This is a genomic window from Buttiauxella sp. S19-1 (assembly GCF_022134725.1).
Lineage (GTDB): Bacteria > Pseudomonadota > Gammaproteobacteria > Enterobacterales > Enterobacteriaceae > Buttiauxella > Buttiauxella ferragutiae.
The window spans coordinates 84,923-108,558 of record NZ_JAHWLU010000001.1 but is presented as its reverse complement, the minus strand read 5'-3'; the positions used below and the strand labels follow the sequence as shown (position 1 = coordinate 108,558).

The 23,636-nt window shown below is 49.7% G+C and carries 17 protein-coding genes; 10 read left to right on the top strand and 7 right to left on the bottom strand.

Annotation, left to right across the window (positions count from 1 at the left end; all coding sequences use genetic code 11):
- Nucleotides 1–5 precede the first annotated feature (5 nt).
- From MES37_RS00470 to aroP, 3 genes are all read right to left on the bottom strand, one after another.
- The gene (locus tag MES37_RS00470; protein WP_237929896.1) at nt 6–962 is read right to left on the bottom strand and encodes a glycoside hydrolase family 43 protein; all 957 of its coding nucleotides are present in this window, start codon (nt 960–962) and stop codon (nt 6–8) included.
- Between the two features lie 9 nt (nt 963–971).
- A complete protein-coding gene (locus MES37_RS00465; RefSeq protein WP_064539888.1) occupies nt 972–2,372 on the bottom strand; it encodes a glycoside-pentoside-hexuronide (GPH):cation symporter in 1,401 nt (466 codons plus the stop codon).
- Between the two features lie 178 nt (nt 2,373–2,550).
- Entirely contained in the window at nt 2,551–3,909 is a 1,359-nt protein-coding gene (gene aroP, locus MES37_RS00460) for an aromatic amino acid transporter AroP (RefSeq protein ID WP_064539886.1), read from the bottom strand.
- Between the two features lie 585 nt (nt 3,910–4,494).
- Here aroP and pdhR point away from each other — a divergent pair.
- The 4 genes from pdhR (at nt 4,495) to lpdA (ending at nt 11,828) form a co-directional block, all read left to right on the top strand.
- Nucleotides 4,495–5,259 (top strand): pyruvate dehydrogenase complex transcriptional repressor PdhR, encoded by a 765-nt coding sequence (gene pdhR / locus MES37_RS00455; protein WP_064539884.1) that lies wholly within the window; start codon nt 4,495–4,497, stop codon nt 5,257–5,259.
- A 383-nt stretch (nt 5,260–5,642) separates the two neighbouring features.
- Complete coding sequence (aceE, locus tag MES37_RS00450; RefSeq protein ID WP_237929895.1) at nt 5,643–8,306, top strand: pyruvate dehydrogenase (acetyl-transferring), homodimeric type; 2,664 nt, start codon at nt 5,643–5,645, stop codon at nt 8,304–8,306.
- Nucleotides 8,307–8,321: 15 nt separating this feature from the next.
- Nucleotides 8,322–10,199, top strand: a complete 1,878-nt coding sequence (gene aceF / locus MES37_RS00445; RefSeq protein ID WP_064539880.1) for a pyruvate dehydrogenase complex dihydrolipoyllysine-residue acetyltransferase — start codon at nt 8,322–8,324, stop codon at nt 10,197–10,199.
- A gap of 201 nt (nt 10,200–10,400) precedes the next feature.
- Entirely contained in the window at nt 10,401–11,828 is a 1,428-nt protein-coding gene (gene lpdA / locus MES37_RS00440) for a dihydrolipoyl dehydrogenase (RefSeq protein ID WP_064540238.1), read from the top strand.
- Nucleotides 11,829–11,878: 50 nt separating this feature from the next.
- Here lpdA and MES37_RS00435 read toward each other — a convergent pair whose 3' ends face one another.
- Both MES37_RS00435 and MES37_RS00430 read right to left on the bottom strand, forming a co-directional pair.
- Nucleotides 11,879–12,724 carry a DUF2950 domain-containing protein gene (locus tag MES37_RS00435; protein ID WP_121814294.1) on the bottom strand — a complete coding sequence of 282 codons (846 nt, stop codon included), beginning with the start codon at nt 12,722–12,724 and terminating at the stop codon, nt 11,879–11,881.
- Between the two features lie 11 nt (nt 12,725–12,735).
- Nucleotides 12,736–14,328, bottom strand: a complete 1,593-nt coding sequence (locus MES37_RS00430) for a DUF3300 domain-containing protein (protein WP_064539876.1) — start codon at nt 14,326–14,328, stop codon at nt 12,736–12,738.
- A gap of 417 nt (nt 14,329–14,745) precedes the next feature.
- Here MES37_RS00430 and acnB point away from each other — a divergent pair, with 417 nt between their 5' ends.
- A complete protein-coding gene (acnB, locus tag MES37_RS00425; protein WP_237929894.1) occupies nt 14,746–17,343 on the top strand; it encodes a bifunctional aconitate hydratase 2/2-methylisocitrate dehydratase in 2,598 nt (865 codons plus the stop codon).
- Nucleotides 17,344–17,416: 73 nt separating this feature from the next.
- Here acnB and MES37_RS00420 read toward each other — a convergent pair whose 3' ends face one another.
- Nucleotides 17,417–18,385 carry a DUF4424 family protein gene (locus tag MES37_RS00420; protein ID WP_237929893.1) on the bottom strand — a complete coding sequence of 323 codons (969 nt, stop codon included), beginning with the start codon at nt 18,383–18,385 and terminating at the stop codon, nt 17,417–17,419.
- Nucleotides 18,386–18,457: 72 nt separating this feature from the next.
- Between MES37_RS00420 and MES37_RS00415 the strand changes: the two genes are divergently transcribed.
- From MES37_RS00415 to yacL, 3 genes are all read left to right on the top strand, one after another.
- Entirely contained in the window at nt 18,458–19,255 is a 798-nt protein-coding gene (locus MES37_RS00415) for a DUF4431 domain-containing protein (RefSeq protein ID WP_237929892.1), read from the top strand.
- Nucleotides 19,256–19,987, top strand: coding sequence for a hypothetical protein (locus MES37_RS00410; protein WP_237929891.1), 732 nt, complete (start codon nt 19,256–19,258; stop codon nt 19,985–19,987).
- A 120-nt stretch (nt 19,988–20,107) separates the two neighbouring features.
- Nucleotides 20,108–20,473 (top strand): protein YacL, encoded by a 366-nt coding sequence (gene yacL / locus MES37_RS00405; RefSeq protein ID WP_133523128.1) that lies wholly within the window; start codon nt 20,108–20,110, stop codon nt 20,471–20,473.
- Between the two features lie 87 nt (nt 20,474–20,560).
- Here yacL and MES37_RS00400 read toward each other — a convergent pair whose 3' ends face one another.
- A complete protein-coding gene (locus MES37_RS00400) occupies nt 20,561–20,908 on the bottom strand; it encodes a YacC family pilotin-like protein (RefSeq protein WP_064539870.1) in 348 nt (115 codons plus the stop codon).
- Nucleotides 20,909–21,053: 145 nt separating this feature from the next.
- Between MES37_RS00400 and cueO the strand changes: the two genes are divergently transcribed.
- Entirely contained in the window at nt 21,054–22,646 is a 1,593-nt protein-coding gene (gene cueO / locus MES37_RS00395) for a multicopper oxidase CueO (protein ID WP_237929890.1), read from the top strand.
- 352 nt (nt 22,647–22,998) lie between these two features.
- Nucleotides 22,999–23,574: a fimbrial protein gene (locus MES37_RS00390; RefSeq protein WP_064539866.1), complete on the top strand. Its 576-nt coding sequence runs from the start codon at nt 22,999–23,001 to the stop codon at nt 23,572–23,574.
- The last annotated feature ends 62 nt before the right edge of the window (nt 23,575–23,636 follow it).

Here is a 23,636-nt window from a genome sequence, read left to right as displayed (position 1 = left end):
TCAGGTTAACGGTTATCCTCAGGCGGTATGCCAAACACTGGCATACCGTTTTCATCCCATTCGAGTGTTTTCAGACGTGTGTGGCGGTTCGGGTCATACAGCGGGTCACCTTCAATTTCCGTATAATTCCGCGCGTGGTACACCAGCACGTCCTCACCGTCTTTGGTTTTGGTAAAGCTGTTATGCCCTGGCCCAAACTGTTTGTTCTCGTAGCTGGTGGTAAACACCGGCTGCGGAGATTTGTACCAGTTAGCCACGTTGGTTGGGTCCGCTTTCAGGTCGATCCACAACAGCCCAATACAGTAATTTTCGTCGGTGGCGCTGGCTGAATAGCTGACAAACAGCTTGTCGCCATGAACCACCACCGCCGGGCCTTCGTTAACCAGAAAACCTCTGCATTCCCAGTCCAGTTCAGGCTTGCTTAACATCACAGGCGTGCCTTTGATGGCCCACGGCGTTTCCAGTTCAGCAAGATAGATATTCGAGTTACCGGCAATATTCGGATCTTTTTGCGCCCATAAATACCATTGCTTGCCCTGATGTTTAAAGGTTGTGGCATCCAGACAGAAGCTGTCGAATTGGGTTTTTACCTGGCCTTTTTCACTCCATTTTCCGCTTAACGGATCGGCGTCTGCGCATTCCAGCGCAAACATCCGATGCTGGAACATATTTAGCTGATCCAGCTCTTGTGTATGGGCGGCGGCGAAGTAGATATACCACTTGCCGTCGATATGATGCAGTTCTGGAGCCCAGATAAGCTCGCTCATCGGGCCGTGGTTCGGTTTGCGCCACACAACGGAAGGCTGTGCATTAGGCAACTCGCTTAAAGTTGCTGCGTGGCGGATCTCCAGTCTGTCGTACTCCGGCACTGACGCAATAAAATAGTAGCCATCGCCATGTTGCAAAATAAACGGGTCAGCGCGTTGCTCTATAAAGGGATTTGGCCATTGCTCCTGGTTCATAACGCTTCCTTAAAGTTTGGCTTCAACAGGTTTGCTGTCGTGATATTCATTCAGTTCGCGGTAGTTGATACGGCGTTTTTCAAGGTCAGCCTGAATGCGCTGCATCAGTTCACGGTCAACTTTCAGCAGACGCACTACGCCTGCGGTAATCAGGTAGCCGACGCCAGGGATAATGGTAAACAGCATCACGATTCCGTTAATTGAGTCAGCGCTTTGTTGTTTTGCGCCCGCATCGTAACCGTACCAGGAAAGCAGGAAACCAACCATCGCACCAGCAATTGCTAACCCCAGTTTCAGGAAGAATAAGTTACCAGAGAAGCTGATACCGGTGATGCGTTTACCGGTTTTCCACTCGCCGTAGTCATCAACGTCAGCCATTAATGACCAGTGCAGCGGTGACGGAATCTGGTGCAGAATGTTGAGCAGGAAGTACATCACTACAATAAGCGTGGTGGCGTGCGGGTCGAGGAAGTAAAAACCACAGGAGAAAATCGCCAGCACGATGTTGGTCCAGAAGAACACTTTCAGTTTGCAAATGCGGTCGGTCAGCACTTTCGCCAGCATACTGCCGCCCATCATGCCTACCACGCCCAGGCTGATGAACAACGTTGCGAAGCTGGTACTTTGCCCCATTACCCAGGTGACGTAGTACATGGTGGCTGCCATGCGGATAAATCCAGGACAGACGTTGCACAGGGTCAGCAGAAGAATGCGCACCCACTGGTCGTTTTTCCACACATCTTTCAGGTCAGCCTTCAGATCGTCGTTGCTTGGTACAGCCGGGCGCACACGTTCTCTAACGGTGGTGAAGCAGAACAGGAACATACACATTCCCAGTACCGCCAACACACCCATCGCCATTTGGTAACCTTTGGCTTTGTCGCCGCCGCCAAACCAGTCAACCATCGGTAGCAGTGAAAGTGACAGGATAAGCGTGGCAATCCCGACCATCACAAAGCGATATGCCTGGCAGGCCACGCGTTCTTTCGGGTCGTTGGTGATAACGCTTCCGAGTGAGCAATAAGGAATGTTGATGGCGGTATAGGTTAAAGACAGCAGGAAGTAAGTGACGAAGGCATAGATTACTTTGCTGCTATAAGCCCAGTCTGGTGTGGTAAACATCAGGTAGCTGAAGAAGGCGAATGGCGCAGCCATCCATAAAATCCATGGACGAAAACGCCCCCAGCGGCTCTGCGTTCTGTCAGCAATTGCGCCCATAATGGGGTCGGTGACGGCATCAATAACGCGGATAGAAAGCAGCATCACGCCGACGAGTGCCGGAGCCAGGCCAAAGATGTCAGTGTAAAAATAGTTAACAAACAACATTATGGCGCCAAAGATAATGTTGCACCCGGCGTCGCCCATTCCGTAGCCAATCTTTTCTTTAATCGATAATTTGCTGCTTTCCATTGGAAATGCTCCTGACCAGTATATGGACAAGAGTATTGAACTATTGGTGAATAATTGCGTGTCAGTAATTCAGCGCAGTGATGGACAATACTGTCATTGTAAAGGAAGTGTGAAGTAGATAACAAAGCGCCCCGGCAAGCGTTGGCTCACCGGGGCGCTTTATTCAAAGAAGAAAGTCTTAAGCTTTAACGCTCTTCAGGTTCTTCTGTTTGATGAAGTAACCGATACCAAGAATCACCACCCACACAGGAATCAACCATACGGAGATCGCCATGCCTGGCGTCATCGCCATGATAACCAGCACCGCCGCCATAAACAGCAGACAGATGTAGTTACCTAATGGATAGAACAGGGCAGGGAAACGGGTTTTCATCCCTTCTTTATCCTTCGCACGACGGAACTTGATGTGTGCAAGGCTGATCATCGCCCAGTTGATTACCAGTGCAGAAACCACCAGAGCCATCAGCAGGCCGAATGCTTCTGCTGGAGCCAAATAGTTAATCAGGACACACAGTGCGGTGAACAGTGCGGAGACCAGAATGGTATTCACCGGCACGCCACGCTTATCCACTTTCTGGAATGCTTTTGGCGCGTTGCCTTGCTGCGCCAGGCCGAACAACATACGGCTGTTGCAGTAAACACAGCTGTTATAAACAGACAGTGCGGCGGTCAGAACCACGATGTTAAGCGCGTTGGCAACAAAGGTGTCACCCAATTCGTGGAAGATAAGCACGAACGGGCTGGTATCAGCAGTAACGCGAGTCCACGGCATCAGAGACAACAAAACTGCCAGTGAGCCCACATAGAAAATCAGAATACGGTAGATAACCTGGTTGGTCGCTTTCGGAATACTGACGTGTGGGTTATCCGCTTCTGCAGCCGTAATACCGACCAGCTCGAGCCCACCGAAGGAGAACATGATAATTGCCATCATCATCACCAGACCAGTGAAGCCGTGTGGCAAGAATCCGCCTTGTTCCCAAAGGTTGCGCACTGTTGCTTGTGGGCCTGCATTGTCGCTGAACAGCAACCAGCCACCAAACAGAATCATCGCGACGACAGCGATGACTTTAATGATAGCGAACCAAAATTCCATTTCACCGAACACTTTCACGTTGGTGAGGTTAATGGCATTGATAACCACAAAGAACACCGCAGCAGATGCCCAGGTTGGGATCTCCGGGTACCAGAACTGAATGTATTTACCGACGGCAGTCAGTTCTGCCATGGCGACCAGCACGTACAGCACCCAGTAGTTCCAGCCAGACGCAAAACCGGCAAAACCACCCCAGTATTTGTAAGCAAAGTGGCTAAATGAACCTGCTACAGGCTCTTCAACCACCATCTCACCCAACTGGCGCATGATCAGAAAGGCAATAAAGCCTGCGATCGCGTAACCAAGAATAATCCCCGGCCCGGCGGATTGAATGACGGATGCACTGCCCAGAAACAGGCCTGTCCCAATAGCTCCGCCCAGCGCGATGAGCTGGATATGGCGGTTTTTAAGGCCGCGTTTAAGCGTGTCGCCTTGTTCCATTGTTAACCCTCGTGTCTTTTCTTATATATGTACTCGTAGCGGCACATGTAAGTTTGTAATTCCGTAATGTGTAGTGTTTGTTTTACGGTTTTTAATTCCAGTATTTTGCGCATTAGACTACCGCAGCGCAAAGAATAGTGGTAAGTGCCAGCATTTGCACCTGCTTTCTATTATTGCCGTGACGAGTTGAATAAAAAGAAACCAGTTGTCATATCGCTCACATTTTCCACTTCGTCAATTATTCATCCAGGTTAAGCGATGTCAGTGAATTAATATTCATATTTTAAACTGATGAATCGCTTCAATTTGCAAGAAAAAGCACTTTTTACTGTTTCGTAAACGTTAAATACGTCTGGGTGTGAGTAAATGTGACATTTGTGCAAAGTTACAGTTATGAAACGTCATTTCTGTAATGTTGTTAAAATGTGCCGGGTTTAATGATTTCAATCAAAACCAATATGGACAGAAGGTGAATACTTTGTTACTTTAGCGTCAAGAATGTGAAATTGGTCATACCAATTGACTTTGCCCCGAATGATTTAAAGTTTGAAGGGCATAAGCGCTAATGGCAGAGACAGGGAATACATGGCCTACAGCAAAATCCGCCAACCAAAATTATCCGATGTGATTGAGCAGCAGTTGGAGTTTCTCATCCTCGAGGGAACCTTGCGTCCCGGCGAAAAACTCCCACCAGAGCGCGAATTGGCAAAACAGTTCGACGTTTCTCGTCCTTCACTGCGCGAGGCTATTCAACGTCTTGAAGCGAAAGGGCTCCTGCTACGTCGTCAGGGCGGTGGTACTTTTGTCCAAAACAGTCTTTGGCAAAGTTTAAGCGACCCACTGGTCGAACTGCTGTCTGACCATCCCGAATCCCAGTTTGATCTGCTCGAAACCCGCCACGCACTTGAAGGTATTGCTGCGTATTACGCTGCCTTACGTGGTACGGACGAAGATCTCAAACGTATTGGCGATTGCCATTTAGCCATTCAAAAAGCGCAAGAGTCCGGCGATCTGGATGCAGAATCCGATGCGGTTATGCAGTATCAAATCGCTGTAACCGAAGCCGCCCACAATGTGGTGCTACTACACTTGTTGCGCTGTATGTCACCGATGCTCGAACAAAACGTTCGTCAGAATTTTGAATTGCTCTATGCGCGCCGTGAAATGCTGGCGCAAGTGAGCAGCCATCGCGCCAGTATTTTTGCGGCGATTATGGCTCGCCAGCCGGAGCAGGCGCGTGAAGCGTCGCACCGTCACCTGGCATTTATCGAAGAAATATTGCTGGATCGCAACCGCGAACAGAGCCGTCGAGAACGTTCTCTGCGGCGCTTGCAGCAACGTAAGGAATAAGAGTCTTCTACCCTTCATCCTTCACGCTGCTGGGGTGTTGGCTACAGGAGTTCACCCGAATCACTTACTTGAGTAAGCTCATCGGGATTCACTCCTTTGCCGCCTACCAGCAACCTGAATGTTAAAGGGTAAAATATAAGCGCCAATTTTTAGAGCGCGGCAACTAAACGCAGAACCTGTCTTATTGTGCTTTGTGTTGTCCAAATAGTTCGGGGTGTATCGCGGCGGCAAGCGCGCGAATCCCCAGGAGCATAGCCTAACTATGTGACTGGGGTGAGGAAGTGCTGCCAACAAAGAGACAACCCGAAATATGAAGGGCAAAAAGCACAATGGGACAGGTTCCAGATAATCAACGTATTAGACACAGATAAGGAATACCACCCATGTCAGAACGTTTCCCAAATGACGTGGATCCGATCGAAACTCGCGACTGGCAACAGGCGATCGAATCGGTCATCCGTGAAGAAGGTGTTGAGCGCGCACAGTACCTGATCGATCAGTTACTGAGCGAAGCCCGTAAAGGTGGAGTAAAAATCGCAGCAGGTTCTGCTGCCCGCCAGTACGTAAACTCCATCGCCGTTGAAGATGAACCGGAATACCCGGGGAATCTGGAGCTGGAACGCCGTATTCGTTCTGCTATCCGTTGGAACGCCATCATGACCGTCCTGCGTGCGTCTAAAAAAGACCTCGATCTGGGCGGCCATATGTCTTCTTTCCAGTCCTCTGCAACCGTGTATGACGTGTGTTTCAACCACTTCTTCCGCGCACGCAATGCGAAAGATGGCGGCGATCTGGTGTACTTCCAGGGCCACATCTCCCCAGGCGTCTATGCACGTGCTTTCCTTGAAGGCCGTCTGACTGAAGACCAGATGAACAATTTCCGTCAGGAAGTTCACGGTAATGGTCTGTCCTCTTATCCGCACCCGAAATTGATGCCTGAATTCTGGCAGTTCCCGACCGTATCTATGGGTCTGGGTCCAATCGGTGCTATCTATCAGGCTAAATTCCAGAAATACCTGGAACACCGTGGTCTGAAAGACACTTCCGCACAGCGCGTTTACGCGTTCCTGGGCGATGGTGAAATGGATGAGCCAGAATCCAAAGGTGCGATCACTATCGCAACCCGTGAGAAGCTGGACAACCTGTGCTTCATCATCAACTGTAACCTCCAGCGTCTGGATGGCCCAGTAACCGGTAACGGCAAAATCATTAACGAACTGGAAGGTATCTTCGCGGGTGCTGGCTGGAACGTGATTAAAGTGATTTGGGGTTCTCGTTGGGATGCGCTGCTGCGTAAAGATACCAGCGGTAAACTGCTGCAGCTGATGGGCGAAACCGTTGACGGTGACTACCAGACCTTCAAATCCAAAAACGGCGCTTACGTACGTGAGCACTTCTTCGGTCGTTATCCTGAAACTGCTGCACTGGTTAAAGATATGTCCGACGATGAGATTTGGGCACTGAACCGTGGCGGCCACGATCCTAAGAAAATCTACGCTGCACTGAAAAATGCACAAGAAACCAAAGGCAAAGCAACTGTCATCCTGGCTCATACCGTTAAAGGTTATGGCATGGGTGAAACTGCCGAAGGTAAAAACATCGCTCACCAGGTTAAGAAAATGAACATGGACGGCGTGCGTTATGTTCGCGACCGTTTCAATGTGCCAGTGACCGATGCCGAAATTGAAAAACTGCCATACATCAAGTTCGAAGAAGGCAGCGAAGAGTACAAATATCTGCATGGCCAGCGTGAAAAACTGAACGGCTACCTGCCGACTCGTCTGCCAAAATTCACCGAGAAACTGGAACTGCCTACCCTGGCTGACTTCAGCTCTCTGTTAGAAGAGCAGAACAAAGAAATCTCCACCACTATCGCTTTCGTTCGTGCCCTGAACGTAATGCTGAAGAACCCGTCTATCAAAGACCGTCTGGTTCCAATCATTGCCGATGAAGCGCGTACTTTCGGTATGGAAGGTCTGTTCCGTCAGATTGGTATTTACAGCCCGAACGGCCAGCAGTACACCCCGCAGGACCGTGAGCAGGTTGCATACTACAAAGAAGACGAGAAAGGCCAGATCCTGCAAGAAGGTATCAACGAGCTGGGCGCAGGTTCTTCCTGGCTGGCTGCTGCGACTTCTTACAGCACCAACGATCTGCCAATGATCCCGTTCTACATCTACTACTCCATGTTCGGTTTCCAACGTATTGGCGACCTGTGCTGGGCAGCGGGTGACCAACAGGCGCGTGGCTTCCTGGTCGGTGGTACTTCTGGTCGTACGACGCTGAACGGTGAAGGTCTGCAGCACGAAGATGGCCACAGCCATATTCAGTCTCTGACTATCCCTAACTGTATCTCTTACGATCCATCTTACGCATACGAAGTTGCAGTCATCATGCATGACGGCCTGGTGCGTATGTACGGTGAAGCGCAAGAGAACATTTACTACTACATCACTACGCTGAACGAAAACTACCACATGCCAGCCATGCCAGAAGGCGCGGAAGAAGGCATCCGTAAAGGTATCTACAAACTGGAAACAGTTGAAGGTAGCAAAGGTAAAGTTCAGCTGATGGGCTCGGGTTCCATCCTGCGTCACGTACGTGAAGCGGCACAGATCCTGGCTAAAGATTACGGCGTTGGCTCTGATGTATTCAGCGTAACTTCCTTCACTGAACTGGCTCGTGATGGCCAGGATTGTGAGCGCTGGAACATGCTGCACCCAACTGCTGAACCACGTGTACCGTACGTTGCTCAGGTAATGAGCGATGCACCAGCAGTGGCATCTACTGACTATATGAAACTGTTCGCTGAACAGATCCGTAACTTCATCCCGGCAAGCGATTACCGCGTACTGGGTACTGATGGCTTCGGTCGCTCAGACAGCCGCGAAAACCTGCGTCACCACTTCGAAGTGGACGCATCTTATGTGGTTGTTGCAGCACTTGGCGAACTGGCTAAACGTGGCGAAATCGATAAGAAAGTGGTGGCTGACGCTATCACCAAATTCAACATCGATGCAGATAAAGTCAACCCGCGTCTGGCATAAGAGGTAAAGAATAAAATGGCTATCGAAATCAAGGTACCGGACATCGGTGCAGACGAAGTTGAAGTTACCGAAATCATGGTGAAAGTGGGCGACAAGGTTGAAGTTGACCAGTCCATCATCTCCGTGGAAGGTGACAAGGCTTCAATGGAAGTCCCTTCTCCGCAAGCAGGCGTGGTCAAAGAGATCAAAGTTGCGGTGGGTGACAAAGTTGAAACCGGCAAACTGGTTATGATTTTCGAATCCGCCGAAGGTGCAGCGCCAGCTGCACCAGCTCCGGCTGAAGAGAAGAAAGAAGCAGCGCCAGCAGCCGCTCCGGCAGCAGCTGCAGCTAAAGAAGTGAACGTGCCAGACATCGGCGGTGACGAAGTAGAAGTTACCGAGATCATGGTTAAAGTGGGCGACAAAGTAGAAGCAGAGCAATCTCTTATCACCGTTGAAGGTGACAAAGCTTCTATGGAAGTCCCGGCTCCGTTCGCAGGCGTTGTCAAAGAAATCAAAATCAACACTGGCGACAAAGTGTCTACCGGTTCTCTGATTATGGTCTTCGAAGTAGCGGGTGCTGCACCTGCTGCCACAGAAACCAAAGCTGAAGCGGCTCCGGCAGCAGCACCAGCGGCATCTGGCTCGAAAGAAGTGAACGTGCCAGACATCGGCGGTGACGAAGTTGAAGTGACTGAAGTGATGGTTAAAGTGGGCGATAAAGTTGCCGCTGAACAATCACTGATCACCGTAGAAGGCGACAAAGCCTCTATGGAAGTCCCGGCTCCGTTCGCAGGCGTTGTCAAAGAAATCAAAATCAAAACTGGCGACAAAGTGTCTACCGGTTCTCTGATTATGGTCTTTGAAGTGGAAGGCGCTGCACCAGCTCCTGCCGCTAAGCAAGAAGCAGCTGCTCCGGCTCCTGCGGCTCAGAAACCGGCTGCTGCACCAGCTCAGGCTTCCGGCAAAACTGAATTCGCTGAAAACGACGCATACATTCACGCCACCCCACTGATTCGCCGTCTGGCGCGTGAGTTTGGTGTGAACCTGGCGAAAGTGAAAGGGACTGGCCGTAAAGGTCGTATCCTGCGCGAAGACGTTCAGGCTTACGTGAAAGACGCGGTTAAACGTGCTGAAACAGCACCAGCAGCTGCAACTGGCGGCGGTCTGCCAGGCATGCTGCCATGGCCGAAAATTGATTTCAGCAAGTTCGGCGAAATCGAAGAAGTTGAACTGGGCCGTATCCAGAAAATCTCTGGTGCGAACCTGAGCCGTAACTGGGTAATGATCCCGCATGTTACGCACTTCGACAAAACCGACATCACTGACCTTGAAGCGTTCCGCAAACAGCAGAACGATGAAGCGGCTAAGCGCAAGCTGGACGTGAAGTTCACACCTGTTGTGTTCATCATGAAAGCCGTGGCTGCCGCTCTTGAGCAAATGCCTCGCTTCAACAGCTCCCTGTCCGAAGACGGTCAGAAGCTGACGCTGAAAAAATACATCAACGTCGGTGTTGCGGTTGATACGCCAAACGGCCTGGTTGTTCCAGTCTTCAAAGACGTGAACAAGAAGAGCATCAGCGAGCTGTCTCGCGAACTGATGGCTATCTCTAAGAAAGCTCGCGATGGCAAGCTGACTGCTGGCGAAATGCAGGGCGGTTGCTTCACTATCTCAAGCCTGGGTGGTATCGGGACGACTCACTTCGCGCCAATCGTTAATGCGCCAGAAGTGGCAATCCTCGGTGTCTCCAAGTCTGCTATCGAGCCGGTCTGGAATGGTAAAGAGTTCACGCCGCGTCTGATGATGCCGATGTCTCTTTCCTTCGACCACCGCGTGATTGACGGTGCTGATGGTGCGCGCTTTATCACCATCATCAACAATATGCTGGCCGACATTCGCCGTCTGGTGATGTAAGCCAAAAAGCCGGCCTTGCGGTCGGCTTTTTTCTGGTAATCTCGTGATGCAGTTCGAGATTATCTGATGCAAAGGACAATTCGTTTGCCGTTTGTTGTTTCAAAATTGTTAACAATTTTGTAAACTGCGTGCGGATAGAACGTCCCGGTGGCGATGGGCGTTAAAGACCAGGGACCGCCGGAAATAAATTAAGAGGTCATGATGAGTACTGAAATCAAAACTCAGGTCGTCGTACTTGGGGCAGGCCCGGCAGGTTATTCTGCTGCATTCCGTTGCGCTGATTTAGGTCTGGAGACCGTCATTGTAGAGCGTTACAGCACCCTCGGTGGTGTTTGTCTGAACGTTGGCTGTATCCCTTCTAAAGCCCTGCTGCACGTTGCTAAAGTTATCGAAGAAGCAAAAGCTTTGGCTGAGCACGGCATTGTTTTCGGTGAGCCGAAAACTGACATCGACAAAATTCGTACCTGGAAAGAAAAGGTTATCAACCAGTTGACTGGTGGCCTGTCCGGTATGGCAAAAGGTCGTAAAGTTAAAGTGGTGAATGGCCTGGGTAAATTTACCGGCGCTAACACCCTGGTTGTTGAAGGTGAGAATGGTCCAACAACTATCACTTTTGATAACGCAATTATCGCGGCGGGTTCTCGTCCGATTCAATTGCCATTCATTCCGCATGAAGATCCACGCGTATGGGATTCTACCGACGCACTGGAACTGAAATCCGTACCAAAACGCATGCTGGTTATGGGTGGCGGTATCATCGGTCTGGAAATGGGTACTGTGTACCATGCGCTGGGCTCAGAGATTGACGTGGTTGAAATGTTCGACCAGGTTATCCCTGCTGCCGACAAAGACGTGGTTAAAGTCTTCACCAAGCGTATCAGCAAGCAATTCAACCTGATGCTGGAAACCAAAGTGACTGCGGTTGAAGCCAAAGAAGATGGCATCTACGTCACCATGGAAGGCAAAAAAGCCCCAGCTGAACCACAGCGTTACGATGCGGTTCTGGTGGCAATCGGCCGCGTACCTAACGGTAAGCTGCTGGATGCAGGTGCTGCTGGCGTTGAAGTTGATGAGCGTGGCTTCATCCGCACTGACAAGCAAATGCGCACTAACGTGCCGCACATCTACGCTATCGGCGACATCGTCGGCCAGCCAATGCTTGCGCACAAAGGTGTTCACGAAGGTCACGTTGCCGCTGAAGTTATCGCTGGTATGAAGCACTACTTCGACCCGAAAGTGATTCCTTCAATCGCTTATACCGAACCAGAAGTTGCATGGGTTGGTCTGACCGAGAAAGAAGCGAAAGAAAAAGGCATCAGCTACGAAACCGCCACCTTCCCGTGGGCTGCTTCTGGCCGTGCTATCGCTTCCGATTGCGCAGACGGTATGACCAAACTGATTTTCGACAAAGAAACTCACCGTGTTATCGGTGGTGCGATTGTCGGGACTAACGGCGGCGAGCTGTTGGGCGAAATTGGTTTGGCTATCGAAATGGGTTGTGACGCAGAAGACATCGCGCTCACTATCCACGCGCACCCGACTCTACACGAGTCTGTAGGTCTGGCTGCCGAGATCTTCGAAGGTAGCATTACCGACCTGCCAAACCCGAAAGCGAAGAAAAAGAAGTAAGCGCTTGATGGTAATAAAAAAGCGGCCTTGGCCGCTTTTTTATTGGGTTACTATTGGTCTTCTTCCCAGCTTTTATCCGGGTTGAACTGTTTTATCTCTTTCACTTTTTCAGCCGTTTGCTCACCGAGATCCTTCTGATAAATCACCCCCTGGTTATCGACCATAAAGGTGGTGATACCGGTTTCCCCATACTCCACAGGCCAGGCAATTAACGCAAAGCCAGCTGCCATTTTCCCGTCTGAAATATAGTTTTTCTCACCACCCGCAGCGTCTGCCCCTTGAGCTGTAAGAATGCGGAAGTGATATCCGTGATAGCCCATGCCAGGATGCTCAGGACTGAAGCTTGGGCCGAGAGGGCTGGGAGATTCACCCGGTGTGAGTGGCCAGTACAATCCATCCTTCTTACCTTCGCTGCTGACAAATTTCTGGGCATATTGCTGATTGAGCTGATAATAATCTTCCTGTGCCGCGACATAGGCGTCTATCGCCTGAATTGCGGAAAGCTCGTTAAGGCCAATAGTGCGCGTGAGAATTTCATCCGCCGCCTGCTGCATATCGAAGTGCCAGCCCGCATCGGTTTTTACTATCGGGATAGGCAATTGCCAGTTTTCATGCCCAACATTCAGATGCGCAGTTTCACCTTTCTGCTCAATGTTATGGCTCACTTTCCAGTCACGAACAAAACGAGCCACTGCTTCAGGATCGGCTTTGTCATCGGGAAGATACTGCCGCCAGTTATCACCCAGCACCTTGGTCAGTGCGGCTTCATCCTGACTAATGACAGCGTCGGCAAATGAGGTGGCTGCCAGTTCAGGTGTAGTGAACAACTGCTGTGCCTGAACAAAGGCAGGCAGCATAAGCATTACTAATGCACATAACTTCATACGATTTTTCATGATGCCTCCTTTTAACGGCGATTAACTTCACGATGCCCAGAACTACGTTCTCTGGAAGGGCTCCGTTGCTCACGGTTAGCTGATGAGCGGTTAAGACTTTGCTGGCCACGCTGGTTCTGCGCCTGCCAGGAAGGGGAACGGCTGTCGTTACCGCTTAAGGCAGACCTCGTTTGTTGCTGACGTGGCCTGGTATTGGTCGTGGCCCGATTCTGGGTTTCTCGCGTCTGGGTTCTGGCTGCTTCCTGACGACGCTGTGTTTGTTGATTCGTTGAACGGTTGGCCTGAGTCTTCGCGGCGTTACGGCGTGCGTCAGTGTTAGGGCTGTCGTAACCCCGATAATTATTGCGCTGAGCAATTTTGTTCACTTGTTGGGAAGATGCCTGACGCTGAGCGTCGCGGGTAGTGCGCTGTGCTGCTGTGCCTGCGTCTTTCCGTTGAGTCTGCTGCATTTGCGTCCTGGCCGCTTGCCGCTGGGCATCACGGTTGACTGTTGCGGCATTAGGCGTTGCGCTCAGCCCACCTGCAGTATTAGTCCGGTTATATCGTTGAGATACTGCGTTGGACTGATAGCCAACCCCATCCCTGTAGGCTGGGTTATGCTGGAAGCGCACATTGCTGCCCTTGGCCAGTTGCTGCCCGGAAACGCGGTTGTAACGGTCAACGTCAATATTAATGTTGTTGTCCCCATTACGGTTATAGCCACCACCACCACCATGATAACCATCGTAATCGTCATCATCCCAGTCGATGCTGCCAAATAAAGCCGCAGTGGTCACGATACCAAGGCCAAATCCGAGCCCATCAACAAAGTTGTCACCGAACTGATCTTCGGGAGGTGGAAGATAGACAGGCGGATAAGCGGTATTTGGCCAGGTACCGTACGCGGTCGTTGGGTTGTAAGTAGGAACATAAACGACCTCCGGATTAGTGGGTTCGATTTTTATAACCTGAGCCGGAGCTGCGCTGGTAGTGGATGGCTCTTGAACCGTCGTATTCTGGTTTACCGTAACAGGGGTAGTGGTCACCGTTTGTTGCGGAGTGGTTTTCAGAGTACCCGTCTGTTCCGCCATCAAACGCAATTTCTGCACGGAATCCATGACATCTTTAGGTTGTGCGAGGAACGCATCACCCAGATTTTGCACCCATTGCGGATTTTCACCCATCAGCGCTGTTAATTGCGGGAAAGCGACCAGAGATTTTACACTCGGATCCCAGGGTTGATTTGAGACAGCCTGAACGGCGGCATCACCTTGTAGCTTCGGGTTGTCATGGGACCATTGCACCGCCTGAACGACGTTCGCCGGATAGGTTGACGCCATTAGCACTTGCGATAGAAGCGGGTCAGGGAATAGCGCAACAGGCGCAACCCATTGGTCGATTTGGGCAGTAGTAAATGTAGGTGCATTGGTTAGCGGTGCTGTCGCCCCTGCTACGGGTGCTGCGGGTGCCGCCACAGGAGCAGGCGTTGCAGGTTGTGCAACCGGAGCTGGCGGAGATGATGCCGCCTCCGTGGATTGGCTTTTCACAAATAGCATGCCGGATGCCGCTAAAATGACAGCACTCCCTACAAGGGCAAAAATATGAGGCTTGAATGGCAACTTCATTTAACTTCTCCTGGTATTCAGAAGGATACCCGTGAATTAGAGAGCTATGCCGGGAGGCGGCTGTGTCTGGGTGAGTATATGGAGCTGATAGTTTAATTTTTGTCTTAAACGGTGATTCTTGCCGTAAATGTAGTACGAAACCGTGAAATATTATTTCTGGCTATACAAATTCTGTACAAAACAGGTATCCAAAGGCGGTTTTTTTGTGCCCGAAGGTCATATCGAAAAGTAATATTTTGCCCTTAACGATTCAGCAAGTATTTAATGTTGCTTTTTTGTAAACGGATTAACACCCCCTGAAAATCCTGCTATGCTGCCCGTCGCGGTACCGGGCATTTACCCTACAAACTGCTGTCTCACAGGAGCGTGAAGAGAATAGCCGGAACCGAAATGACAATGAGAGCGAGGAGAACCGTCGTGCTAGAAGAATACCGTAAGCACGTAGCCGAACGTGCTGCAGATGGGATTGTTCCAAAACCTTTAGAAGCATCCCAAATGGCCGCACTGGTCGAGCTGCTGAAAACCCCGCCAGCGGGTGAAGAAGAATTCCTTTTAGATCTTATTACTAATCGTGTTCCGCCAGGCGTTGATGAAGCCGCCTATGTTAAAGCTGGTTTTCTGGCTGCCCTGACTAAAGGCGAAGCCACTTCCCCGCTAATCTCTCCTGAAAAAGCTGTAGAACTGCTTGGCACCATGCAAGGCGGCTACAACATTCATCCGCTGATTGACGCGCTGGATAACGAAAAGCTGGCCGCGATTGCAGCCAAAGCGCTGTCCCACACGCTGCTGATGTTTGATAACTTCTACGATGTAGAAGAGAAAGCAAAAGCCGGTAACACCCATGCACAACAAGTACTGAAATCCTGGGCTGATGCCGAGTGGTTCTTGTCTCGTCCTAAACTGGCTGAGAAAATCACCGTTACCGTATTTAAAGTCACTGGTGAAACCAACACCGATGACCTGTCACCGGCACCTGATGCCTGGTCACGCCCGGATATCCCTCTGCACGCGTTAGCGATGCTGAAAAACGCCCGTGAAGGTATCGAGCCGGATCAACCTGGTAGCGTTGGCCCGATCAAACAGATCGAAGCGTTAAACAAAAAAGGTTTCCCGCTGGCCTATGTGGGCGACGTTGTGGGCACGGGTTCTTCGCGTAAATCTGCAACCAACTCCGTGCTGTGGTTTATGGGCGACGATATCCCGAACGTGCCGAACAAGCGCGGCGGCGGTGTGGTGCTGGGTGGCAAAATCGCGCCAATTTTCTTCAACACTATGGAAGATGCTGGTGCGCTGCCAATCGAAGTTGACGTCAACGACCTGAACATGGGCGATGTTATCGACATCTATCCATACAAAGGCGAAGTGCGTAACCACGAAACCAACGATGTTATCGCTAATTTCGAGCTGAAAACTGACGTGCTGCTGGACGAAGTTCGTGCTGGTGGACGTATTCCGTTGATCATCGGTCGCGGTCTGACAACTAAAGCACGTGAAGCGTTGGATCTGCCACGCAGCGAAGTGTTCGTGCAGGCGAAAGACGTCGTAGCAAGCACGCGCGGCTTCTCGCTGGCGCAGAAAATGGTTGGCCGCGCCTGTGGCGTGGAAGGTATTCGCCCGAATCAGTACTGCGAACCAAAAATGACTTCTGTAGGTTCTCAGGACACCACCGGTCCAATGACCCGTGATGAACTCAAAGACCTCGCATGCCTGGGCTTCTCTGCTGATTTGGTGATGCAGTCTTTCTGCCACACTGCTGCTTATCCTAAGCCGGTGGATGTGAACACTCACCACACGCTGCCGGACTTCATCATGAACCGTGGCGGCGTGTCGCTGCGCCCTGGCGATGGTGTTATCCACTCCTGGCTGAACCGTATGCTGCTGCCGGATACCGTCGGGACTGGCGGTGACTCCCATACTCGTTTCCCAATTGGTATTTCCTTCCCTGCGGGTTCTGGTCTGGTGGCGTTTGCTGCGGCAACCGGCGTGATGCCACTCGATATGCCTGAGTCGGTGCTGGTGCGCTTCAAAGGCAAAATGCAGCCGGGGATCACTCTGCGGGACCTGGTTCACGCGATCCCGCTGTATGCGATTAAACAAGGTCTGCTGACCGTTGAGAAGAAAGGTAAGAAAAACATCTTCTCTGGTCGCATCCTGGAAATCGAAGGCCTGCCTACGCTTAAAGTTGAACAAGCGTTTGAGCTGACCGATGCTTCCGCTGAACGTTCTGCTGCCGGCTGTACCATCAAGCTTGATCGCGAGCCGATCGAAGAGTATCTGAGCTCAAACATCGTGCTGCTGAAGTGGATGATCGCCGAAGGTTACGGCGATCGTCGTACGCTTGAGCGCCGTATCCAGGGCATGGAAAAATGGCTGGCAGATCCTCAGTTGCTCGAAGCCGATGCTGATGCGGAATACGCAGAGATCATCGAAATCGATCTGAACGATATCAAAGAGCCAATTCTTTGTGCGCCAAACGATCCTGACGATGCACGTCTGCTGTCTGATGTGGCTGGCGAGAAAATCGATGAAGTATTCATCGGTTCTTGCATGACCAACATTGGCCACTTCCGTGCGGCAGGTAAACTGCTGGATAGCCACAAAGGCCAGTTGCCAACTCGCCTGTGGGTTGCGCCACCAACGCGTATGGATGCCGCTCAGTTAACTGAGGAAGGCTACTACAGCGTGTTTGGTAAGAGCGGTGCGCGTATTGAAATCCCTGGCTGTTCACTGTGCATGGGTAACCAGGCGCGTGTGGCGGACGGTTCAACCGTGGTTTCAACATCGACCCGTAACTTCCCGAACCGTTTGGGTACTGGTGCGAATGTATTCCTGGCTTCCGCAGAACTTGCCGCAGTGGCTTCACTGCTTGGCAAACTGCCAACGCCTGACGAGTACCAGACCTTCATGGCACAAGTCGATAAGACCGCTGTGGATACCTACCGTTACCTGAACTTCGACAAACTTTCTCAGTACACCGAGAAGGCAGACGGCGTGATTTTCCAGACTGCTGTTTAAATGCCACATACCCTCACTTTGTGTTCACCCTCTCCCTCAGGGGGAGGGCTGGGGTGAGGGTCTCCCTTTTCTGTTACCAGGACAGTTCTGAATAGAACGTCATTTCCAGATCTTGTGCCGGTTTGAAGTCTTTTTGGTGGAATTCAAAGGTTGTGTCATCAATCTGCGTCAGCGGGTATTTAAAGCAGGGTACGACAACATCTTGCGGCGCATCTTTATGAATACGTAGCGTGAAATCACCGATCACACCATCTTTCCAGTTCGCCCCTGTCGTCAGGACATATTGAAGCTCTTGCCAGCTGATTTGGCCTTCTTCTTCACCTTTTTGTGAATGTTTATTCAGTTGCTGCACCTGCTTACGGCTGGCATCAGTCAGGCATTCGTTGCCTGGATTATCTTTTGTCCCGTCGCCCAAAATCCAGCCGAGGGTTGTTGGCACGCCACCGGAGAGGCTGGGAGTATAGGAATGATGGATAACCACTTCTTTCTGCGCCGGGAAGCGCTGCTGCCAGACAAAATGCTGTTGAATAGTAAACTGTGGCATCCCATCTTTTACCCATTGCGCAGGTAAAGGTGGTAGCTCCTCAGGGAGTGAGTCAACCGGAGAGTCGGTATTGAAAACCTTAATTAAGTCCTCCACGCTCCAGCCCGCCTGAGTGACTTTCTCGGTGATGTCTTCTTTTATATTTCCCTTTTCATCAATGAGCGTGACCACCCAGCGGGACTCCGTCGCCACGGGTTTGCCGTCTACACTCAACTTAAAATTCAGAATGCCAGCAGAATGGTCAGAGGGTTCAAACAGCACCACCCTCGGCATTGGGAAGCTCACCGGGACAGTAATGTCTTGCGTACTGTGGTTGATAAAAACGTAATCGACATTAATACGGTCGGTTCCGATAAGCAGGCGTTCTTTCGCCATACTGATATCATTTTGTTTTAACAATTGGATAGAACCATTGATATCTCCAAAGGCGCTATCATTAGCAAAGACGTTAGCGGAAGTTGCCAGTAGTAGGGTAAGCATGATGATTAAACGCGGCATTAAAATGAGATTCCCTGTGGGCGGAATAGTACCTATTATAATCTTCATCTCTTTTTTATCGATGGAATGATAATGCGACTTTATTTATTTTTTATATTTATGATTGTTGGTAATTCATTTGCTGATGATATGAAATCGGAACTAAAAGACGATATTAACCGTCAACAAATTGCTGGGGATCTACATCGGGAGAACATCTGCCAGCCGGTGGAAAAATCCGCCCCGCTCAGAAAGGAAATTCTGGATGGGTTACGTGAAAGCTACATCGGCGACAGCAATCAACGCGTATTAAATGGTGATATTCCCGCGGTAAAATTTGTTGTGAAGCGCCTGTGTGCCACCAATGACTATGCTTACTTTTGTGGAGATGCCAGCGGTGAAGCCCGCAGCTCCTACGATTATGATGAGAGTCACCTGGAAACACTCCTCAAGAAAGGCGCTGGAGAAAAATGGGTTGCCGAGCCTGCGGTATTGAGCCAGCAAACAACCCTGTCATGGTGCGAAAATGCCAATAACGCTCTTACTAACGACTTCCTCGCCGCTCAGATCAAGAAAAGCCAGCAACGATGCGTGCTGGAAGGCGATTCGGTGTCACTAACCGGTACTCTTGAGGAAAAAAATAATAGTGGTGAGGTGTTCTGGGTCCTTAAACCCGATAGCCCATTTACCTGTGTGAGAGATGCGGATAGCCATAACCCAGACTGGAATCAGCATTTGCAGTTGGTTTTAACGGCTGAAGAGCGGGAATCATTAAAAAGTCTGATCGGCAAAAAAGTCACTGTCGGCGGTGATATATTTCTGGCATTAAGCCAACAACATCGCACTCCATTGTTATTGGATAATCTTTTTCGTTTAAAGGAAATAAAATAAATGTTGAAAGGAATTTTCATTTTTTGCCTCTCTTTATTGGTGAGTTTCAGCGCAAGTGCTGAATCCATAAATCTGCGTTATCTCTATGCTTCTAATGGCGGATTAATAGGTTTTTACGACGATGGTCAGGTTCGTGGTTGCGCACAATGTGATTTCATTGCGAGTAATGTGGCGACGATGCAGGAGAGCAAACCTTATGCCAAATGGCATAACACAGACATGGAAATTGTCTGGGGTGATGGGGAAATTATCCCGCTGTATAAAGAAGGCGGAATTGCTGACGAATGGAAAATATTTGAATCTCAGCCGGTGATCTCTACGTCGATGGTCACAAAATATGAACCATTTACCCAGTCCACCTTACCTCCGGATGCCCTGGAATTAAAAGAAACGACAGCCGTCATGATTATCCCGCCATTGAAAACATTTACTGATGAAAACTCAACAGAAGCGCAAGATTACAGCACGACAATGGAAGACTGGGCGTTTTATGCCTCGCAAGCCCGCAGCTTTTTTGAATCATTACATGTCCCCGTTATAGAGAGCGATCGCCACCGCTTTGTTATTGCTTTAGCCGATAATCGCAAAGTCATTTTCGATGCCAATCATTCGCAGCCGCAAAATGAATCTGACTGGCAGCTTGTGCTTTATCGTAAAGGTCAATTGCCCATAATGCTTGACCTTACCGAGACTGAGTCAGATGTGGTTAATAAATACCTTGCTCAACCTTAACGACCAAAAGAAAGTCCCTGTTTGACGCCCACCACGCTGTTTTTCGCCGGTTTTGCTGCGATAATTACCTTATACGCTAAGGGGTACTGCATTTCCCCAGGCTGGGTAGAGGAAAACACCATGGAATATGAATTTTTGCGTGATGTCACCGGGTTGGTGAAAGTGCGTATGTCGATGGGTCACGAAGTGGTGGGTCATTGGTTTAATGAAGAAGTAAAAGATAATCTCGCCCTGCTCGATGAAGTCGAAGAGGCAGCAAACTCAGTTAAAGGCAGTGAGCGTCAGTGGCAACGCACCGGGCACGAATACACGTTGTGGCTCGACGGTGAAGAGGTGATTATCCGGGCCAATCAGCTGGAAATTACTGGTGATGAAATGGAAGACGGGATGAACTACTACGACGAAGAAAGTTTGTCTTTTTGCGGTGTTGAGGACTTTATGCAGGTGGTTAACGCTTATCGGGAATTTATCTCTCACAAGCGCTAAACCTGTTTTTCAATACGGTGTCCCAAAAGTTTGCTGAACGACTTTTGGGAGCACTCGATTCAAAGTAGCCAGAATGAGAAGGGCGGGTTACTTCACGTAGGCGAGCAAGCTCAATGAATCCCGGGCAAGGGATTTGCATTTGTTTGCTGTCGGAATGGCGATACCGCTGAGATCGCGATAACTATCTTCCCCCAATGCTTTCATATTGAAGGTATCGTAATTACTCAAATCCCACTGGTTTTGCTGGGCAAAAAAGACCAATGCGCGACGAATTTGTCCATTAGGCAGGTTTTGGTAGCCACAATCATTTTTCAGGAACACAAATACCGCAGTAAGATCGGCCATATCTTCTGCTTCAGACTCGCTAAGTGCCTGACTGCTGGTGGAAAAAGCCAGCAATAACCCCAGCATTAATGCCCTAACACCCATCTTCATCACTTCTACCACTTTTTATTAGATACGAAACGTTAACACAGTTAATTGAGGCACGACGAGAATTATTCATCGCTTTAAATTTGACCTTACCCTTGGGGTAAGGTTTATGCTCAATCCCAAGCCTGCTAATAGAAAGGAATTGAATATGCATCGCCGTGATTTTCTGAAATATTCTGCAGCCATCAGTGCATTCAGTGCACTGCCGCTCTGGAGTAAAGCTGCGCTGGCGGCTGACAGACCCGTATTACCGATCCCGCAAATTCTCACCCCTGATGCAAAGAATAGCATCCGTTTAACGGTGCAAGCGGGTAAAAGTACTTTCAACGGAAAAACCGCTACCACCTGGGGTTATAACGGTAACTTGTTGGGGCCAGCATTGCAGTTAAATGAGGGCGAAGAAGTCACTGTTGAGATTAATAATAACCTCGCAGAAGAAACCACGCTGCACTGGCATGGATTAGAAGTGCCTGGCGATGTCGACGGTGGGCCGCAAGGAGTGATTGCCGCAGGTGGCAAGCGCACTGTGAAATTTACTCCGCAACAACGCGCTGCAACATGTTGGTTCCATCCTCATCAGCATGGCAAAACCGGCCATCAAGTGGCGATGGGGTTGGCGGGGCTGGTGTTAATCGACGATGCCGAAAGCCGTGCGTTGCGTTTACCGAAACAGTGGGGCATCGACGACGTGCCGCTGATCATTCAGGACAAGCGTTTCGCTGCTGACGGGCAAATCGACTATCAACTGGACGTGATGAGTGCGGCAGTAGGCTGGTTTGGCGATACATTATTGTGTAATGGCGCGATGTATCCGCAACACGCAAACCCGCGTGGCTGGTTGCGTTTACGCCTGTTGAACGGCTGTAACGCGCGTTCGCTCAATATTGCCGCTAGTGATAACCGTCCGCTTTACGTGATAGCTAGCGACGGCGGCTTATTAGCGGAGCCTGTGAAAGTCACTGAACTTTCTATGCTGATGGGCGAGCGTTTCGAAGTACTGATCGATACCCGCGACGGCAAAGCGTTTGATATTGTCACGCTGCCTGTTAAACAAATGGGCATGACGGTTGCCCCGTTCGATAAACCGCAGCCGATAGTGCACATCCAGCCTTTAATTATTGCGGCTTCTGGCGAAATGCCAGACAAGCTAGCAGATGTTCCGCCGTTGCCGAAAATTGAAGGTATTACCGAGCGTTGGCTACAGCTGATGATGGACCCGATGCTGGACATGATGGGTATGCAGGCGTTGATGGAAAAATATGGTCCGCAGGCAATGGCGGGCATGAGCATGTCCGGACACGGCGATATGGGTAATATGGGCAACATGAGCCATATGAAGGATGGAATGATGAACCATGGTGGCATGAATCACGGAAAACAGGGTTCAGGATTCGACTTCCATAATGCCAACAAGATTAACGGCAAAGCATTTGATATGAACACCCCAGCGTTTGCCGCCGAGAAAGGCAAATTCGAGAAATGGACGATTTCTGGTGAAGGCGACATGATGCTGCATCCGTTCCACATTCATGGCACGCAGTTCCGCATCCTGAGTGAAAACGGTCAGCCCGTTGCTCCACATCGTCAGGGCTGGAAAGATACGGTTCGTGTCGAAGGCGGGCGTAGTGAAGTATTAGTACGTTTTGAACATGCCGCCTCTCAGGAACATGCCTATATGGCGCACTGCCATCTGCTGGAACATGAAGATACTGGCATGATGTTAGGATTTACTGTTAAGTAAATTCTCATATTCTCTAAATAAACTCTGCCTCATAAAAGCTTGCATGAAAAAATGCAGGCTTTTTATTTTTCATTAAAGATAAAACTTCATTACCCGACACCTGCTATTCATCTTGTTGTGCTCTGGATGGTGTGTTAACGATTACTTAATATATTATTTCAATAATGAGGTGTTGTGTATACCCTCCCTTGACTACATACTCCATCTTTCTACTGGCATTTGCAGATTTTCAATAAAATATCTAATGATCGCTTGTGTTAAATGTATTTAACGCATATTGCGATTATTAGTTCATGCCTATGTCACTGGAATTATTAATAGATAATTAATTTTAAATTAAAGGGATGTTTATATGAAATTTAAAGTTTCTGCGTTGCTATTGGCAATGGGGGTATTTTCTGCCCATGCAACAGATCTTGGTCTGATTACTCTCGATGGTGCAGTTACAGGTACCACTTGTAAAATTACGACCAACAACGGAATTGATGCTAGTAACGTAACTATTTCAATGCCGGTAGTCACTAAAGCGGCTGTAGAAGGCTCAACTCTTGTTGCGGGTGGTGTGGGTTCGAAGGAATTTGAACTGATGCTAAACGAATGTGAAGAGTCTTTGACTAAAGCAACAATTTCATTCTCTTCACAGCAATTTGCTGAGCTATCAAATGGTACTCTGAAGCCTGATTCCACTGTTTCTGGCGCTGCTCAAAACGTGAGTGTGGCGCTGTTTAATAACGCCTCAGGTAATGTCACTCAGGTTAAGATTGGTGACCCAACTGATGTTTCTCAGGTGGTCACCCTGGATGCTGGTAGAGGTGTATTTGCTTATCGTGCCGCTTATGTACCCAGTGCTGACTGGAACGTAGCCAGCAATCCCGTTGTGCCAGGTAAAGTCAATACCAACGTTACTTTCACGATGGCTTATGAATAAAATTTTATTCTAAAGTGTTATTTATTAAACCTGCCATTAAGGCAGGTTCATTATTCTTTATT

What these genes read in the sequence shown, in the direction of transcription:
- MES37_RS00430 (WP_064539876.1), bottom strand. Translation starts at nt 14,328, where the DNA reads ATGAAGTTGCCATTCAAGCCTCATATTTTTGCCCTTGTAGGGAGTGCT.
- MES37_RS00390 (WP_064539866.1), top strand. Translation starts at nt 22,999, where the DNA reads ATGAAATTTAAAGTTTCTGCGTTGCTATTGGCAATGGGGGTATTTTCT.
- lpdA (WP_064540238.1), top strand. Translation starts at nt 10,401, where the DNA reads ATGAGTACTGAAATCAAAACTCAGGTCGTCGTACTTGGGGCAGGCCCG.
- pdhR (WP_064539884.1), top strand. Translation starts at nt 4,495, where the DNA reads ATGGCCTACAGCAAAATCCGCCAACCAAAATTATCCGATGTGATTGAG.
- MES37_RS00470 (WP_237929896.1), bottom strand. Translation starts at nt 962, where the DNA reads ATGAACCAGGAGCAATGGCCAAATCCCTTTATAGAGCAACGCGCTGAC.
- cueO (WP_237929890.1), top strand. Translation starts at nt 21,054, where the DNA reads ATGCATCGCCGTGATTTTCTGAAATATTCTGCAGCCATCAGTGCATTC.
- MES37_RS00410 (WP_237929891.1), top strand. Translation starts at nt 19,256, where the DNA reads ATGTTGAAAGGAATTTTCATTTTTTGCCTCTCTTTATTGGTGAGTTTC.
- yacL (WP_133523128.1), top strand. Translation starts at nt 20,108, where the DNA reads ATGGAATATGAATTTTTGCGTGATGTCACCGGGTTGGTGAAAGTGCGT.
- MES37_RS00465 (WP_064539888.1), bottom strand. Translation starts at nt 2,372, where the DNA reads ATGGAAAGCAGCAAATTATCGATTAAAGAAAAGATTGGCTACGGAATG.
- MES37_RS00415 (WP_237929892.1), top strand. Translation starts at nt 18,458, where the DNA reads ATGCGACTTTATTTATTTTTTATATTTATGATTGTTGGTAATTCATTT.
- aceF (WP_064539880.1), top strand. Translation starts at nt 8,322, where the DNA reads ATGGCTATCGAAATCAAGGTACCGGACATCGGTGCAGACGAAGTTGAA.
- MES37_RS00400 (WP_064539870.1), bottom strand. Translation starts at nt 20,908, where the DNA reads ATGAAGATGGGTGTTAGGGCATTAATGCTGGGGTTATTGCTGGCTTTT.
- MES37_RS00435 (WP_121814294.1), bottom strand. Translation starts at nt 12,724, where the DNA reads ATGAAAAATCGTATGAAGTTATGTGCATTAGTAATGCTTATGCTGCCT.
- aroP (WP_064539886.1), bottom strand. Translation starts at nt 3,909, where the DNA reads ATGGAACAAGGCGACACGCTTAAACGCGGCCTTAAAAACCGCCATATC.
- aceE (WP_237929895.1), top strand. Translation starts at nt 5,643, where the DNA reads ATGTCAGAACGTTTCCCAAATGACGTGGATCCGATCGAAACTCGCGAC.
- MES37_RS00420 (WP_237929893.1), bottom strand. Translation starts at nt 18,385, where the DNA reads ATGCCGCGTTTAATCATCATGCTTACCCTACTACTGGCAACTTCCGCT.